13 protein-coding genes are annotated in these 16,718 nt (G+C 64.9%); 11 read left to right on the top strand and 2 right to left on the bottom strand.

What is annotated here, in order from left to right; all coding sequences use genetic code 11:
• Window positions 1-52 precede the first annotated feature (52 nt).
• From EB230_RS13215 to EB230_RS13240, 6 genes are all read left to right on the top strand, one after another.
• Window positions 53-1,015 carry a LysR substrate-binding domain-containing protein gene (locus EB230_RS13215; protein WP_065005360.1) on the top strand — a complete coding sequence of 321 codons (963 nt, stop codon included), beginning with the start codon at window positions 53-55 and terminating at the stop codon, window positions 1,013-1,015.
• 118 nt (window positions 1,016-1,133) lie between these two features.
• On the top strand, window positions 1,134-2,300 hold the full coding sequence (locus EB230_RS13220) for a CaiB/BaiF CoA-transferase family protein (protein ID WP_172372599.1): 1,167 nt from the start codon (window positions 1,134-1,136) through the stop codon (window positions 2,298-2,300).
• Window positions 2,297-3,631 (top strand): MmgE/PrpD family protein, encoded by a 1,335-nt coding sequence (locus EB230_RS13225; RefSeq protein WP_056570774.1) that lies wholly within the window; start codon window positions 2,297-2,299, stop codon window positions 3,629-3,631. The genes EB230_RS13220 and EB230_RS13225 overlap by 4 nt, the downstream gene beginning before the upstream one ends.
• Window positions 3,631-4,788 carry an acyl-CoA dehydrogenase family protein gene (locus EB230_RS13230; protein WP_056570776.1) on the top strand — a complete coding sequence of 386 codons (1,158 nt, stop codon included), beginning with the start codon at window positions 3,631-3,633 and terminating at the stop codon, window positions 4,786-4,788. Before EB230_RS13225 ends, EB230_RS13230 begins: the two co-directional genes overlap by 1 nt.
• Before the next feature lie 11 nt (window positions 4,789-4,799).
• Window positions 4,800-5,663 (top strand): MaoC family dehydratase N-terminal domain-containing protein, encoded by an 864-nt coding sequence (locus tag EB230_RS13235; RefSeq protein WP_172372601.1) that lies wholly within the window; start codon window positions 4,800-4,802, stop codon window positions 5,661-5,663.
• Entirely contained in the window at window positions 5,660-6,484 is an 825-nt protein-coding gene (locus EB230_RS13240) for a CoA ester lyase (RefSeq protein WP_081294843.1), read from the top strand. The genes EB230_RS13235 and EB230_RS13240 overlap by 4 nt, the downstream gene beginning before the upstream one ends.
• 551 nt (window positions 6,485-7,035) lie before the next feature.
• Here EB230_RS13240 and EB230_RS13250 read toward each other — a convergent pair.
• A complete protein-coding gene (locus EB230_RS13250; protein WP_162258919.1) occupies window positions 7,036-7,929 on the bottom strand; it encodes a LysR family transcriptional regulator in 894 nt (297 codons plus the stop codon).
• Between the two features lie 128 nt (window positions 7,930-8,057).
• On the opposite strand from EB230_RS13250, the gene EB230_RS13255 reads away from it, so the two are divergent.
• The 4 genes from EB230_RS13255 to EB230_RS13270 are packed head-to-tail and all read left to right on the top strand — an operon-like array spanning window position 8,058 to window position 13,125.
• Window positions 8,058-9,299 (top strand): FAD-dependent oxidoreductase, encoded by a 1,242-nt coding sequence (locus EB230_RS13255; RefSeq protein ID WP_056570783.1) that lies wholly within the window; start codon window positions 8,058-8,060, stop codon window positions 9,297-9,299.
• A gap of 11 nt (window positions 9,300-9,310) precedes the next feature.
• A complete protein-coding gene (locus EB230_RS13260) occupies window positions 9,311-9,562 on the top strand; it encodes a sarcosine oxidase subunit delta (protein WP_056570785.1) in 252 nt (83 codons plus the stop codon).
• 1 nt (window position 9,563) lies between these two features.
• Window positions 9,564-12,458, top strand: coding sequence for a 2Fe-2S iron-sulfur cluster-binding protein (locus tag EB230_RS13265; protein ID WP_056570787.1), 2,895 nt, complete (start codon window positions 9,564-9,566; stop codon window positions 12,456-12,458).
• 1 nt (window position 12,459) lies between these two features.
• Window positions 12,460-13,125, top strand: a complete 666-nt coding sequence (locus EB230_RS13270) for a hypothetical protein (RefSeq protein ID WP_056570789.1) — start codon at window positions 12,460-12,462, stop codon at window positions 13,123-13,125.
• Between the two features lie 90 nt (window positions 13,126-13,215).
• Here EB230_RS13270 and EB230_RS13275 read toward each other — a convergent pair whose 3' ends face one another.
• Complete coding sequence (locus EB230_RS13275) at window positions 13,216-14,430, bottom strand: pyridoxal phosphate-dependent aminotransferase (RefSeq protein WP_056570791.1); 1,215 nt, start codon at window positions 14,428-14,430, stop codon at window positions 13,216-13,218.
• A gap of 275 nt (window positions 14,431-14,705) precedes the next feature.
• On the opposite strand from EB230_RS13275, the gene EB230_RS13280 reads away from it, so the two are divergent.
• A complete protein-coding gene (locus EB230_RS13280) occupies window positions 14,706-16,715 on the top strand; it encodes a CocE/NonD family hydrolase (protein WP_172372603.1) in 2,010 nt (669 codons plus the stop codon).
• Window positions 16,716-16,718 lie beyond the last annotated feature (3 nt).

A 16,718-nucleotide genomic window follows, 5' to 3' on the forward strand; every position in this document is an offset into this window, starting at 1 on the left:
CTCAATAACAAAATGTTATACGGTGGCCCTGCATCAAGCCCAGGGAGCCGGTTTGGACCTTCGTCAGCTTAGATATTTTTCCCAGGTCGTGGAGAGCGGCTCGTTTTCCAAGGCCGCGACGCAGCTGCACGTGGCGCAGCCGGCGTTGAGCCAGCATGTCCGGCACATGGAAGAGGAGCTTGGCCTCTCTCTCCTGCATCGCGGGCCGCATGGGGTCAGCGCGACGGAGGCCGGCGCGCGGCTCATGGTGCACGCCAAGCGCATTCTTGCCGAATTTGCTGAAATCACCGACAGCGTCAGGGGCGCCGCCATCGCCCCCCGTGGCGAGGTGCGCTTCGGATTGCCGGGTACAGTCAGCGAACTGCTCGCGGCGCCGCTGATCGAGGCCGCCCGCGAGCGCTTCCCCGAGGTTCGCATCCGCGTTGTGGAGGCGATGAGCGGCTACATTCTGGAATGGTTGAAACGCGGGGAAGTCGACCTTGCGATGATCTACGCGACGTCGGATCCCCGGGGACTCGCGGTACACCATGGGTTGTCCGAGGAGATCTGTCTCTTTGCCAGCCCGTCGATGCCCGGGTCGGACGCTTTTGAGGGCTCCTCCGTGGAGCTTCGCGACGTCGCCGGATTGCCGCTTGTCGTGCCAGGCCCCGGGCACGGCCTGCGGGAACTGATCGATGCCGTGGCGACGTCGGTCCAGGCCGTCATCAACCCGGCGATCGAAATCGACTCCTACACCCAGATCAAGAGATTGGTGACGCGCGGAATCGGTTACGGGATCTTGCCGAGGATGGCGATCAACGCGGAGGCCCAGGCCGGACTATGCCGGGCATGGAGTTTCAAGAACCCTCCGATTACCCGGAAAGTGTATCTGGCTTACTCGACGGAACGCCCCTTGCAAACCGCTCCCCGCGCCGTCGGGCAGCTATCGTGGGAAATCCTTCGCCAGCTGGTCAAGGACCAGATCTGGAGCGCCGAACTGTCCGACGAAAATCAGCGCCCCAACCTCTTTGGCTAGCCTGTTCGGGCGGGCGCACGCTGTACCGTTTCGCTATACCTCCCATTACAAAACGCTATTTGACGCAGTGGCCCCTTCCGGTGCGATGGTGTCGGAAAAGCAGGACAGGGAGCATGCCATGCCCGGCGCGCTGGAGGGAACGACCGTCATTTCGCTGGAGCAAGCCGTGGCCGCGCCCCTGGCGACGTCGCGGCTGGCTGACGCGGGCGCACGCGTCATCAAGCTCGAACGCCCCGAGGGTGACTTCGCGCGAGGCTATGACGACTACGTTGACGGCCTCTCCAGCTATTTCATCTGGAACAACCGCGGCAAGCAATCCTGCACCGTCGATCTGAAGCGGCCCGACGATCTCGCACTGGTCGAGTCCATGCTCGCTTCCGCCGATGTGTTCGTGCAGAACCTTGCGCCTGCCGCGACCGACAGGCTGGGCATCGGCAGCGCTGATCTCAGGAGGCGGTTTCCCAGGTTGATCGTCTGTGACATTGGCGGCTATGCGCCCGGAACACCCGACCATGATCGCAAAGCCTACGATCTGCTGATCCAGGCTGAAGCGGGTTTGGCGGGCGTGACGGGATCCGCTTCGTCGGGCCCGACCCGCGTCGGCATATCGATATCCGACATCGCCACGGGGCAGGGGGCCTACGCCGCGATCCTCGAAGCGCTGATCGTGCGCGCTCGAACCGGGGAAGGGGCTCACCTGCAGGTTTCGCTGTTCGACACGCTCGCCGAATACATGAACGTGCCCTATCTGGCGCGGCGCTACGGCGGCAAGGAGCCGCGACGGCTCGGCCTCGCCCACCCCTCGATCGCGCCCTATGGGCTGTTCAGGGTGAGCGACGGCGAAATCCTGATCGCCGTCCAGAATGAGCGCGAATGGGCCGTGTTCTGCGACAGTGTCCTGCGCCAGTCGTCGATCGCAACGGACCCAAGGTTCGAACGCAACGTCCTGCGCATCAAGAACCGCGAGCCGCTGGACGCATGCGTGCAGGCGCTGCTGGCGAGCTATACCATGGCTACACTATGCGAACTGCTGGACCGGGTGCGCATTGCATATGGGCGTGTCTCAACCATGGCGGATCTGGCGGTGCACCGCAGCGCGACCAAAGTCCCGGTCGAGACATCGGTGGGGCCGGTCGAGCTCTTTGCCCCACCTGTCACGGTCAACGGCCGGCGGCCGGTGCTTGGCAGGGTGCCAACGCTTGGCGAACACGACCTGGCCTTGCGGCGGGAGTTCGGCACTGCCGGCAGGGTGGATGCCAAACGGATAGGAAATACAGCGCCATGAGCTTGACCCGTAACCTGACCCGCCTGATCCGCGAAAAGCCGGTAACCGAACGCGACCTCGAATGGGCGTCGCTGTTCGTCCTTGATACGCTTGCCTGTGCCCTTGGCGCGCTGCCGACCGAGCCGGCCCGCATGCTCAGGACGGTCGCGCCGCCGACACAAGCGGACACCGCCCGCAAGGCGTTTTATCTGGGTGGTCTGTCCCATATCCTGGAGATGGACGATCTGCATCGGGATTCGGTGACCCATCCGGGCAGCGTCGTCATTCCCGCGGCATGGGCGGTGGCTCATGACCTCGATCTTGGCGGCGAAGCTTTTCTCAAGGCAGTTCTCGCGGGATATGAGGCCTGTTGCCGAATAGGCATGTCCGTCGGCAAGAAGCATTACCGGGTCTGGCACAACACCTCGACCTGCGGTCCCTTTGGCGCCGCGTTTGCCGCGGCTGAACTTATTGGCCTCGACGATACCAAGACCGTGTGGGCGCTTGGCAATGCCGGCACGCAGTCGTCAGGGCTCTGGGAATTCCTGGCCGAAGGCGCCATGAGCAAGCATCTCCACACCGCCAGAGCCGCGGAATCAGGCCTTCTCGCCTCACTCCTGGCGAAGGAGGGATTCACCGGCGCGGAGAATATCCTTGAAGGTGAAAAGGGGTTTTACGCCGGCCTCTGTCCGGACCCGATCCCGGAGGCCGTGACAAGCGGCCCGGGGCGCCCGTGGCAGCTGATCAACACCTCGATCAAGCCTTGGCCTTGCTGCCGGCATACCCACCCCGCGATCGACGGCGCAATCGCCCTGCATCACGAGATCGCCGGCGAGGCCATCGCACGGGTTCAAGTCGGAACGTATCGTGCCGCCCTCGACGTGTGCGATCGCCCGAGCCCGGAAGATCCATACAGCGCCAAATTCTCGCTGCAGCACACGGTCGCGATAGCCTTGGCGGACGGCCGCGTCGACCAGGCCAGCTTTAATGCGGATGCACGGCAACGGATGGTCGGCGAACGCGGCAAGGTCAAGGTCGAACTCGCGCCCGGGATTGAAGCGGCTTATCCCAGGTCATGGGGAGCCGAGATCGTGGTGGAGACCGCTTCCGGGAGGCGCCTTTCGGCCACGCGCCACGACGCCAAGGGCGATCCCGACAATCCGGTGACGAGCGCCGAACTGTCTCGGAAGGCCCGCGCGCAGCTTGTCGAAGGCGGCTGCTCGGAAGGCCGTGCCGACGACCTGATCAGGGCCATCCTTGGCCTGCCCGATAACCGTCCCGTGCGCTCGCTGGGATTGGTTGAAATAGCTGGCGATGCGCGTGCCCCAGTCCGTGCCGCACGGAGCGCCTGATGTTCAAGGACTTTGACAACGAAGACATCCGCGAAGCCGTGCGTCGGCTCTGCGAGCAATTTCCGGGCGAATACTGGCGCAAGCTCGACGCGGACCGCGCCTACCCGGTGGATTTCGTCAACGCGCTGACGGAGGCTGGTTATCTCGCGACCTTGATCCCCGAGGAATATGGCGGGTCCGGCTTGACGCTGTCGGCCGCGGCCGCGGTGCTAGAGGAGATCCAGCGAGCCGGGTGCAACGGCGCCGCATGCCATGCGCAGATGTACGTCATGGGCACAGTCCTGCGGCATGGCAATGCGTCTCAAAAGGAGCGTTATCTTCCAAAGATCGCCTCCGGCGAATTGAGGCTGCAGGCGTTCGGCGTCACCGAGCCGACCAGCGGCACGGACACGACTTCGATCCGGACCTTCGCCCGCAAGGAGGGCGATCATTACGTCGTCAACGGCCAGAAGATCTGGACAAGCCGGGCGGAATATTCCGACCTCATGCTCCTGCTCGCGCGGACCACTCCCAAGGACCAGGTGGCCAAACGGACCGACGGTCTTTCAGTGTTCATCCTGGACATGCGGGACGCGCTTCAAGAGGGGCTGTCGATCCGGCCGATCCGCACGATGATGAACCACTCCACGACCGAGGTCTTTTTCGACAATGTCAAAGTCCCCGCCGAAAACCTGGTCGGAGAAGAGGGCAAGGGCTTCCGTTACATCCTGTCTGGGATGAATGCCGAGCGGATCCTGATCGCCGCCGAGTGCGTTGGCGACGCCAAGTGGCTGATCAACAAGGCTTCCACTTACGCCTGCGACCGCAACATCTTCGGCCGGGCCATCGGTGCCAACCAAGGCATCCAGTTTCCCATCGCCAAGGCCTATGCCAACATGCGCGCGGCCGAACTGATGGTCCGCGAGGCGACGCGGCTCTACGAAGCCGGCCTCGACTGTGGTGCCGAGGCCAACATGGCCAAGATGCTCGCCGCCGATGCTTCGAATGAAGCCGCCAACGCATGTGTCCAGACCCATGGCGGCTTCGGCTTCGCCGAAGAGTATGATGTCGAGCGCAAGTTCCGCGAAACCCGGCTTTACCAGGTCGCGCCGATCTCGACGAACCTTATCCTGTCCTACCTTTCCGAGCACGTGCTCGGAATGCCACGTTCCTATTGACGAGCGGTCGGGTGGACGCGACCGAACAGAAGCCATTCGCGGAATGGATTGGCCGGCAGAGCGAGAGCTTCGATGTCGTTTCGGAACGCCTCGTGCGGAGTTTCAAGGCAGTTTTCGAACCCAATCTCGCACCTTCGGCCGCAGGCCAGGCGCCGCTTGGCATCCACTGGTGCCTGTCGCCGGCGATAGCCGGCATGGACCAGCTGGGTGCCGATGGCCATCCGGCCAAGAACCTGTCGCTGCCGCCCGTCCCGCAGCCGCGCCGCATGTGGGCGGGCGGTGAACTCCGGGTGCTTGATGCTTTCCAAGTTGGTGATGAGGTTCGCCGGGTCTCCACCATCCGCGACATCGTCCGCAAGCAAGGCCGGTCCGGTGAGCTGTGGTTTGTCGCTGTCGGCCACGACTATCACTCAGATCGTGGCCTGGTGCTGAGTGAACGGCAGGATATCGTTTACCGGGAGGCGGCCATGCCGGGGGACGGTGCTCGTTCCAACAATGCACCCGTGGCGCCGACGATACTCCAGCCCGCTGGAAAGGTATGGTCTCTCGTTCCGTCGCCCACGCTGCTCTTTCGCTATTCGGCCATCACTTTCAACGGTCACCGCATCCATTATGACCTGCCTTACGCGACGAAGGCGGAGGGATATGAAGGGCTGGTGGTCCACGGCCCCCTCCAGGCGACGCTGCTCCTGAATCTCGCGGCGTCCCAAGGCGCGGATTTACCCTTGACGTTTCGCTACCGGGGCGTTGCCCCGGCAATCGCGGACCGTGAACTGACCTTCAGGGCCGGCATGGATGGGCAGCGGTTCTGGGCGCAAGGCGGGCATGGCGCCGTGCACATGGAAGCCGATATCGACCAGAAACCGGCCCGATGATCGCGCACAGTACGCCTGTCGCGCCCTTGTTTGTGCCGGCCGACCGCCCCGAGCGTTTTGAAAAGGCGGACCGGTCTGGAGCCGACGCGGTCATTGTCGATCTCGAGGACGCTGTTGCGCCCGCCGCCAAGGATGGCGCCCGCTCGAACCTTCACCATGCCCTGAGATTGCAGAACCCCACCTTCGTGCGGGTGAACAGTCAAGACAGCGGCTGGTACCATGCCGACCTTGCCGCCGTCAGGGCATTAGGGCTTCGACGTATCTGCCTGCCAAAGGCGGAGTCGGTGGCAACGCTCGACGCGATCGTCGAGATCCTTGGTGAGGACGTCGAGATCATGGCGTTGATCGAGACCGCCAGAGGCCTGGAGGCGGCGGCGGCCCTGGCCGCCCACCCTCATGTCGCAAGATTGGCGTTTGGCCCCGCCGACTTCGCCCTGGACCTGGGTGCGGCAGCTTCCGACGCGATCAAAGCGCATGCCTTGATGCGGCTGGCCGTGGCAAGCAGAGCCGCCGGGAAGGCCCTGCCGTTGGACGGCCCGTCCTTCGAAGTCGCGGATACCACCAGGTTGGCCTGCGAATGCCGGCAAGCCTTGAATCATGGGGCCGGCGGGAAGCTTTGCATACACCCCGCCCAAACATCGGATGTCATCGCGGCCTTTCGGCCGAGCGCCGAGCAACTGGGCTGGGCGCAGCGTGTCGTCGACGCGGCCCAGGATGGCGCGGCGCGCCTTGTCGACGGCAAAATGATCGACGCTCCCATTATCGCCCAGGCCCGGGCGCTGCTCCTGCGGGGCCGTTCGCAATCCGGTGACGCTGTCTAAACACGGCCGTATCCGCGACATTTCTCGGCAAGATCAAAGACAAGGATCCACGGCCCGATACGCTGCCGCTGGCCCAGGGCGTCTCATTCGAAATCGATCGAGACCGCCGGGGGGTATTCGGCGATTTCGCCATAGTCGCACGACGTTGCGATGCGGCCTTCAAGGAAATGTTGGGCGGGACCGAACCGGTGCTGGAACTGCCCGAGGCGAAATAGTCGCCTGGCCCAGGGATCCGGCCGATGCCGCCGCGCTGCTGCCGGACGGCCTGACCGGGCTGGACCCGCATCTGGCCTCAAGCCTGCCGGCCGCGATACGCGATGTGGTGTTCGGCCGCTATTCGAGTGGATTCAACGTGATGTTCCTCTGGGTGGCGGCGCTCTACTTCGTCGCCATGGCCCTGACGCTTCCGCTCGAGGACGTCCAGATCCCGAAGCGGGGTTGAGTCCGAGCATGCCGAGCTGAACCTGGCAGGTGGTTCGCGGCGCGCGCGGTGGATATCGATCGTTTCGATCAGAGTTGTGCGCCTCTGTTTTCGAGCGCCGGCGCTGAATCTAGATCTCGCCGTGGAGCGGGATCTCCCCTGACAGCCATTGCACGAACAGCGTCGCCGACCGCGAGAGGCGGCGGTGCTGATTGGGAACCACATGCAAGGCAACCGGCAGGATTTCCCCCGCGCCGAATGGCGCCACCAACCGTCCCGAGGCCAGATAGGCCGCCGCATAAGTCGACATGACCGCGGTGATGCCGCCCGCGCATGCCGCAACCTCCAATGCCGCCGCCGCATTGTCGGCCTTGATCGGCGCCTTGTGCGGCGCGATGACGATGTTCTCCTTCTTCGCCCAGAGATCCAGCAGCTGCATCCTGCCTTGCACGTGGATGAGCCGGGCGGCGTTGAACCAATCGGCACTGGGCCTCGCTTCAGCCCGGCGGCCGGTCTCGGGGTCGCAGAGAAGCACCAGCCGCTCTCGCCCCAGCCGCACGGCGCCCGATGCCGGCTGCAGCGGATCGAGCGCAAGAATGCTCAGATCCGCCAGCTCCACGTTGGGGTCGGTCCAGATCGTGCTGTTCAGCCGGACTTCGATCCTCGGATGGGCGGCGGAAAAACCAACCAGATGCCGTGCGAGCCACAGCGTGACGAAGCTGAGCGGGGCCGAAACCGTCACGCTGGTCTGCGCCTGCGCGCCGAGCAATCCCTCGGTCGCCGCTTCGGCTCGATCCAGCGCCTCGGCTATTCCCGGCAGATAGGCGGTGCCGACCTCGGTCAGTTCCAAGCCGTTGCTGCGCCGATGGAAGAGCGGCCTGGCGAAGAACTGCTCCAGCGCCCGGACCCGTTGGCTGATTGCGCCCTGGGTGCAATTCAATTCCTCGGCGGCCTTGGTGAAGCTCAGATGCCGGGCCGCCGCTTCGAAGGCCTCGAGATAGGTTAGATGCGGGAGATTGCGCATGCCGAGACCTCCTTTCGGTTCTTGATCCATTACGAAAACGAGGTCACTGGGTAAAGAACGATTTCTTGCACCAGGCCGATCCGGCGGGTTCTCTAAGGCCAATCCCAGCCGCCGAGCCGCAGGACACCATGCCTTTCTCTCTGCTGAAATACGGCCTGCGCGCCAGGCACGTGTCCTTTCGCGACATCCCTCCGACACCCGACCTGAAACGATCCTACGATGTGGTGATCATCGGCGGAGGTGGTCACGGCCTCGCGGCGGCTTACTACCTGTCCAATCTGCATGGCATCCGCAACGTCGCCGTGCTGGAAAAGGGCTATCTCGCCGGTGGCAATACGGCGCGCAACACCACCACGATCCGCTCGAACTACATGACCGAGGAATCGGTCCGCTTCTACAAGGAAGGTGTCGAACTGTTCGAGACGATGTCGCGGGATCTAGGCTTCAACGTCATGTTTTCGCAGCGCGGGCAACTGACGCTCGCGCATTCCGAGGCGACGCTGCGCAGCTTCCATCTGCGTGCCGAAATGGGCAAGCACATGGGCACAAGGATCGAAGTGGTCGATGTCCGGACGGTGAAGGAGCTTTGCCCGCATCTCAACCTCGATCTCGGCGGTCAGCACGAGGTGATGGGCGGGCTCTGGCATGCCGACGGCGGCACGGCCCGCCATGACGCCGTGGCATGGGGCTATGCCAGGCATGCCGGCGCGCGCGGCGTGGAGATCCACCAGCGCACCGAGGTGACCGGCATCGAGCACGCGGGCGACCGGGTCACCCACATCAGGACGAACCGTGGAACGATCGCCGCGGGCCAGGTGCTGCAGGCCGTCGGCGGGCTCAACGGCCAGGTCGCCGCCATGGCGGGCATCCGGCTGCCGATACGCTGCTTCCCGCTGCAGGCGATGGTGACGCAGCCGCTGAAGCCATTCCTGGACATCCTCGTCTCGTCGGCCAATCTGCACACCTATCTGGTGCAGTCCTCGCGTGGCGAGGTCGTCATCGGTGGCGGCTCCGATCCCTACCAGCTGGCCTCGACGCGCTCGACGCTGGACCAGAAGGAACATCTCGCCGAAGGCGCGCTGCACCTCTTCCCCTTCCTGCACAAGGTCAAGCTCTTGCGGCAGTGGGCCGGGATCACCGACATGACGCCCGACTACAGCCCGATCATGGGCGCCTCGCCATTGCGGAACTATTGGCTCGACTGCGGCTGGGGCACCTGGGGCTTCAAGGCGACGCCCGTGGCCGGCAAACGCATGGCCGAGACCATCGCCACCGGGCGCGTGCCCGATATCCTCAAACCATTCGACCTCAGCCGGTTCGACAGCTTCGCGCTGCTGAACGAAATGGGCGCCACGGCCGCCAGCCACTGACGAGTATTCCGATGAAGCTCTTGACCTGCCCGGTGAACGGCCCGCGCAACATCACCGAATTTCAGTATCTCGGACCGGTCCGCGAGGCCAGCGCCGACCAGCCCGAGCAACTGATCGAAGCCCTGTTCCATGCCGAGAACCCGCTCGGCGTGATGCGGGAGTGGTGGCGGCACACCCCGTCCAACACCGTGCTGATCGCGGAACGCCACACCGTCAGCGACCAGATCCTCGCCACCTATCTTCCCAATCGAAAGCCTGCCTAACATGACCGAACGGCTGCCGCTTCCCTGGGGATCGCGCCTCGACCGCACCCAAAAAATCCGTTTCGCCTTCGACGGCCGACCGCTCGAAGGTTTCGCCGGCGACTGCATTGCCTCCGCCATGGCCGGCAGCGGCCGCTGGATCCTGTCGCGCTCCTTCAAGTATCACCGTACGCGCGGCATCCTCACCATGGCCGGGCAGGACGCCAATACGCTGGTGCAACTGCCTGACGAGCCGAATGTGCGGGCTGATCTGCGTCCGATCGCCGAAGGGCTGGAGGTCACTGCCCAGAACGTCTACGGCACCGCCGAACGTGACCGTGGCGCGGTGCTCGACAGGTTGGGCCGCTTCATGCCCGTCGGGTTCTATTACCGTGGCTTCTTTGGCCCCGGCGCGAAAAGCTGGCTCAAATTCTGGGAGCCGATGATCCGCAGATCGGCCGGACTCGGCAAGGTCGACCTCACCGCCGGTCATGGCCATTACATCAGGGAAAACCTGCACACCGATGTGCTGGTCGTCGGCGCTGGCCCGGCAGGGCTTTCGGCGGCCGTCAAGGCAGCCGAAGCGGGTGCGCGGGTGCTGCTGGTCGACTTGAACCCGGAAATCGGCGGCGCCTTGACCTATGCGCGCTTCGGCCTCGATACGGCGGAGGCCGATGCGACCTTGCGGGCGCTGCGCGACGCTGCCGAGAAGCTCGGCAATCTGCGGGTGCTGACCGGCGCCACCTGCAATGGCTGGTTCGCCGACAACTGGCTTCCGGTGCTGCAGGGCGAGACGCTCTATCGCGTTCGCGCCAAGCAGGTCGTGGTGGCCGCGGGATCGCATGAACAACCCTTGGTGTTTCGCAACAACGACCTGCCGGGCATCCTCCTGTCGTCCGCGGCGCAGCGGCTGATGCGCCACTACGCGGTTCGCCCTGGCCGGCGCGCCGTGGTCTTTGCTGGCAACGGGGACGGATATCTCGCCGCTCACGACCTTCTCGATGCAGGCGTGTCCCTGGCCGCCGTTCTCGACCCGGCAACCGATGCGTCCGACAAAACCCTCGCGCGACACCTCGTCGAGCGCGGCGTCAGGATCATCCAGAATGTCACCGTCATGGAAGCGCTGGGGACGGGAGGCAATCGCCATATAAGAGCCATCCGCTTCAGCACGCCCGAACATGGCGCGGAACTGCTGGAGTGCGATCACCTGGTGGTGGCGGCGGGCTACACGCCGTCCTACCAGCTGCCGCTGCATGCCGGCGCGAAGCTGGGATTTGACGAGACCAGCCGGCAATTCGTGCTGAGCAATCTGCCGGAGGCGTTTCATGTCGCCGGCTCGGCGGCAGGCTGTTTCGAGCTGAACTCGGTGCTGCGCAGCGGCGAGATCGCGGGCGCGGCGGCGGCGCGGGGGGCGGGGCATGATGCCGACCTGCCGGCGATCATCCCGGATGCCAGCGCGGCGGCGATGAACCATTTTCAATCGCTGTCCGCGCACGCCAAGGGGCGTGACTTCGTGGACTTCGACGAGGACCTGCAGGTCAAGGATATCAGGAACGCCGTCAGCGACGGCTATAGCGAGCTTGAACTGGTGAAGCGCTATTCCACCGTCGGCATGGGGCCGTCGCAGGGCCGGCATTCGGCTTTGATGACGGCCAGGATCGTCGCGGCGGAGACGGGCCGCACGGTGGGCGAGGTGGGCATCACCACGTCGCGGCCGCCATTCGGCCCGGAAAAATTGGGACTTCTGGCCGGCCCTAACCATGTGCCCTACAGGCATACGGCGATCCACGCCGAACATGTCGCAAGCGGCGCGAAGCTGACACCCGCCGGTGCGTGGTGGCGACCGCTGCACTACGGCGGAGGCGGCGATGTCCCCAAGACGATCTCCGACGAGGTCAGGCTGGTGCGTGACAAGGTCGGCATGCTTGACGTTTCGACCCTGGGCAAGCTGGCGATACGAGGGCCGGATGCCGGTGCTTTCCTCGACCGCATCTATACGATGGCGCATGCCAGGCAGCCGGTGGGGCGCGTGCGCTATTGCCTGATGCTGAACGACATGGGATCGGTCATCGACGACGGGGTGGCTTACCGCATGTCCGAGACCGAATTCTACGTGACCGCCACCACCGGCGCCGTCGCCCGCGTCTTTACCGACATGCTGTTCGCGAACACGCAATGGGGCATGCGGGTCGATATCCAGAACGTCACCGCCGCCTTCGCGGCGATCAATGTCACCGGCCCTTCGGCACGCAAGGTTCTCGAGGCGCTCGGCGGGGACATCGATCTCTCCCCGGAGGGCTTCCCCTACCTCAATGGCCGCAGCGGCGTGATCGGCGGATGCCCGGTCCGGGTCATGCGCATCGGCTTCACCGGCGAACTGAGCTATGAGCTTCATGTGCCGCAATCCTTCGGCGCGGCGCTCTGGCGAAAGCTGCTGGAGGTGGGCGCCCCCCACGGGCTGCAACCCTATGGGCTGGAAGCCTCGCGAATCCTGCGTCTGGAAAAGGGGCACATCATCATCGGCCAGGATACCGACGCGCTCTCGACTCCCGATGAACTGGGCATGGGGTGGGCGCTGTCGAAGACCAAGACGCGCTATGTCGGCAAGACCGCCATCGAGGCGCGCGCCAGGCTGGGCCTGAAGCGCAAGCTTTGCGGCTTCGAACTGCCCGAGGGGCACGGCATCCGGCTGGCGGAATCCTGTCTTGTGCTGCGCGACGGACGTCCTGTGGGTTTCGTCACCTCGACCTGCTTCTCGCCGACGCTGGGCAAATGGATCGGACTGGCCTACGCCGACCCGCGTGACGCGGCGCCGGGATCCAGCCTGCGCATACGCGGCCTGTGCGGCAAGGAACTGCAGGCCAAGGTGGTGCCGACGCCGTTCCATGACCCCGAAAACCAGCGGCAGGAGATGTAGGATGCCCCCGAGCAGCCATTCCGCATCGGTCGGTCAGGGTATTGATTCCAGTCTGCGCCACCACGCCCTGGCGCGGCGCCTCGCACGCAGGGATGGACCGCCCGGAGCGCAGGAGAACGTCGTGCTCGACTGCACGCTGATCGAGCGGTTCGGGCTGCGCGGTCCCGGCACGATGGACTGGCTCGGTGAAGCAGGTCTATCGACGCCGGAAACGGTGAATACCGCCATTGTCTTGCCTTGCGGCACGTCGGTGCTGCGACTTGGCCAGCAGGAGGTGCTGCTGGCGGCGCCTCCCGGCGGCAGCGGTGCGCGGTTGCGCGACCTGCGCAAGGCCTGGCGCGACAGTGCGCTTCCCTCCAAGGGATATGACGCCTATCGCGACGAAGGCTGGGCGTGGTTCGTGATATCGGGCCCGGCGTCGCCCGCGCTGATGCGGCGGATCTCGATGGCCGATCTAAGGCCGGAAAGCCTCAAGGCCGGCGATCTCTCCCAGACCCGCGCCTTGCATCTGGATGCGGTCGTTGCCCGCTTCGACCGCTTCGGCGCGATATCCTATGACGTTTTCTTCGACATCGCCTCGGCGGCGTTTGCACTGGATGTCCTGACCGAGACGGCCGCGGGAACGAATGCCGGCTTTCAACTGGCGGCTCTCCACCCCGCGGGATAGTTCGGTCCTCGCCTGTTTCCCGCTCGGGTCGCGGTGACCATCACGCTGCCGTGTCGCGGGAGGACCGTTGTGGATCCGAACTGTTGCCGCTCACGCGCGATAGCGGTCGACGAGGGTCACCAGACGCTCGCAGGCCGCAACGGCGGCGGCGTGGTCCTGCGAAAAGTTCAGGCGGACGCTGCTTTCGGAAAACGGACTGAATTCCGTTCCGGGTGTCACGATGACGCCCGCTTGCAGGCGCAGGATGCGGACAAAATCGCCACCCGCCACGGCCAGGCGGGGCAGAGCCGGAAAGATGTAGCTGCCAGCCTCGGTCGTGCGGACCTGGATTCCGGAAGTGGCGCGGAAAACCTTCAACAAATCATCGCGGATCGCCTGGTGCTCGCGGATGCGCTGGTCCATCCAGCCAGCCGGTTCGTCGAACCAGCTGCGCAAAACGGCCTGGCTGTAGCCGCCAGCGCGCAAGGAGACGATGGCTTGCAGCTTCTCCATCCGGGCAATGATTTCTCGCGATCCGAAGGCCACCCCCAGCCGATAACCGCTGAGCGATTCCGTCTTCGATGGCCCCATGATGGTCACGACGTTTTCCGCGTCCAGCTTCTGCGCGCGCAAGTGAGTGTAGTCCACGCCGGCATACAGCAGGCGCGAGTAAAGCTGGTCGACGATGACGGTCGCGCCGTATTGGCTTGCCAGCGCGGCAATGGCCTCGATCTCCGCTCGGGAGTAGACCACGCCGGCCGGATTGTTTGGGTTCGAGAACAGGAAGATTTTTGCGCCCGACCTGAATGCGTCTTCCAACTGGCTGAGATCGAGGCCCGAACGGCCTTCGGCCGTTGCGTAGTCCATCCGGACGGGCATCATTTCGCCCTCGCAGAATTCCACCAGTTTGCGGTTGGCGAAATAATCGGGCTGGACGATCGCCACCTTGTCGCCCCGCGACACGGTGGAGGCGACGGCCAGGAACAGCGCGCCCTGCGTGCCGGGGGTGATGATCAGGCCGTCACGCGCATCGACAGGGGCTCCGGTGAAGCCTGCCAGCCGCGTGGCCAGTTCTTCGCGGATGCCGAGATCGCCGCGATATTCCGTGTAGGCCTGCCTGCCGCCGGCTTCGACGCCGGCCGAGAAGACCTCGAACGAGCCGGGTGTCGGGGTGAACGCGTCCACGTCGCCATGCGAAAAATCCACCGGTCGGCCGGTGATCGCGTCGCCCAGCAATATGGCGTCGATCCCGCCGGACAACTGGCGGCTCTCCTGTCCGGGCGCCGCGTCGGTGCCGAGGCCGCTGAATTTGCTCTGGATCGTCATCGGAAATTCCTGAGTGAAGGCACTGCCGCTCCCGCGATGCCATAGCGGCACATATCAAGCAACGAAATTTGGAAGATGGAACCCGCCGATTTCCGGACAGCTTTCCGACCCTCGCGGATGCGGTTCGATCGCGAAGGCATATCGGCTGTGTTTCAACATCGTGATGACAGACACCGGCCAGAAAGCGCATTCGGCATCAAAAAAGCGAAGCGGGATTGCGCCGCAAATGCTCTTGTTGTACGAACGTTCAACAAGAGCATTTGCGGGTACCTGCCGTGGTACGAACCGAGTTTCCCTTTGCCGTCGAAACCGTCGATCCGCTGTGGATCACGCTGGCCGACGGCACCCGCATTGCCGCCACGCTGTGGCGTCCGCGCACCGAAGGCAAGGTGCCGGTCGTCGTCGAGATGGTGCCTTATCGCCGCCGCGACGGCACCGTGGCGCGCGACATCGACATCCACCCCTGGCTGGCTGGGCACGGCGTCGCCTGCGCCCGCATCGATATCAGGGGCTCGGGCGATTCCGACGGCGATCTCGCCGACGAATATCTGCCACGCGAACAGGAAGACGCCTGCGAGATCATCGCCCATCTCGCCGCCCAGCCTTGGTGCAACGGCAATGTCGGCATGACCGGCATTTCCTGGGGCGGCTTCAACGCGCTGCAGGTGGCGGCGCGCCGGCCGCCGGCCCTGAAGGCGATCATCACCAACTGCGCCACCGACGACCGCTACGCCGACGACATCCACTATATGGGCGGCGCGCTGCTGACCGAGCAGGAGATGTGGTCGAACTTCATGCTGGTGAAGAAGGCCATGGCGCCCGACCCGCAGATCGTCGGCGATGCCTGGCGCGCCATGTGGGAAAGCCGGCTCGCGGCGACAAGCTCGCTGTCGGAAGTGTGGCTCGCGCATCAGCGCCGCGACGACTATTGGCGGCAAGGCTCGGTCTGCGAGGATTTTTCCGCGATCGAATGCGCCGTCATGGCCGTCTGCGGCTGGGAGGACAGCTATTCGAACTTCGTGCCGCGCCTGCTTAAGCATCTGAAGGGGCCGAAGCTCGGCATTGTCGGACCATGGTCGCATGCCTATCCCTGCCGTGGTGCGCCTGGACCGCTGATCGGCTACCTGCAGGAGGCGCTGCGCTGGTGGTGCCATTGGCTCTGCGGCGAAGACACCGGCATCCTGGACGAGCCGCTCTACCGCGTCTGGGTGACGGGGGAAGAGCGGCCGCAACCTTTCTATCTGCCCGATCATGCCGGCAGCTGGGCCGCCGAGGACCAATGGCCGTCGCCCCGCATCGAGCGCCGCACGCTGCACCTGAACGCTGCTGGATTGGCAAATGAGCCGGCACCGGGCGCCGCGCTTTCAGTCCGCTCGCCGGCGACCGCCGGGCGTGACTGCGGCCGCTGGGGCGGCTATGGCGGCTCCTGTCCGGACATGCCCATCGACCAGCGCCGCGAGGACGGCATGGCGCTGTGCTTCGACACGCCGCCGCTCGACGATGACCTGACATTGCTCGGCGCACCGGAACTCGACCTGCTCGTTACAGTCGACCAGCCACACGTCAATCTCGCCGCGCGGCTGTGCGACGTCTATCCCGACGGCACCTCGGCGCTGATGACTTACGGCGTGCTCAATCTCAGCCACCGCGACAGCCATGAGCATCCGACACCTTGTCCGGTCGGAACGCCGTTTCGCGTGCGGCTGAAGCTCAATGATTTCGCCCGCACCGTGCCCAAGGGCCATCGCATCCGGCTGGCGCTGGCCAACCAGCATTGGCCGATCCTGTGGCCGCAGCCGAAACTGTCGACGCTGGCGGTCGTAACGGGCGACGGCACCATCATGCTTCCGGTGCGCCCGCCGTCGGAACGCGACCGCGACGTCCGCTTCGAGCCGGCCGAAACCGCGCCGCCGGTCCCCACCACGGCGCTGGACGACGGCTTCGACCGCCGCATTGTCACCGACAATGTCGGCTCGGGCGTGCAGACCATCGCGCTGACCTCCGATCACGGGCGCCGGCGCTATGACGACCGCGCCATCACCGTCTCCTCGGCCAACAGCGACACGATGAGCATCCGGAGCGACGATCCGCTGTCGGCAAAACTCGTCACCGAATATCGCTGGGCGATTGCCAGCGGCAATGCCGATACCGAAGCGATCGCGGTGACCGAACTGATATCGGACGAAACCCATTTCAACCTGAGTTGGCGGCTCGAGGCGCGAGAACGGGGCACGCTCGTCCACAGCGCCTCGGCAAGCCGGCGCATCAGGCGCGATTTTGCCTGAAGA

This window comes from Mesorhizobium sp. NZP2234 (assembly GCF_013170765.1).
Lineage (GTDB): Bacteria > Pseudomonadota > Alphaproteobacteria > Rhizobiales > Rhizobiaceae > Mesorhizobium > Mesorhizobium loti_D.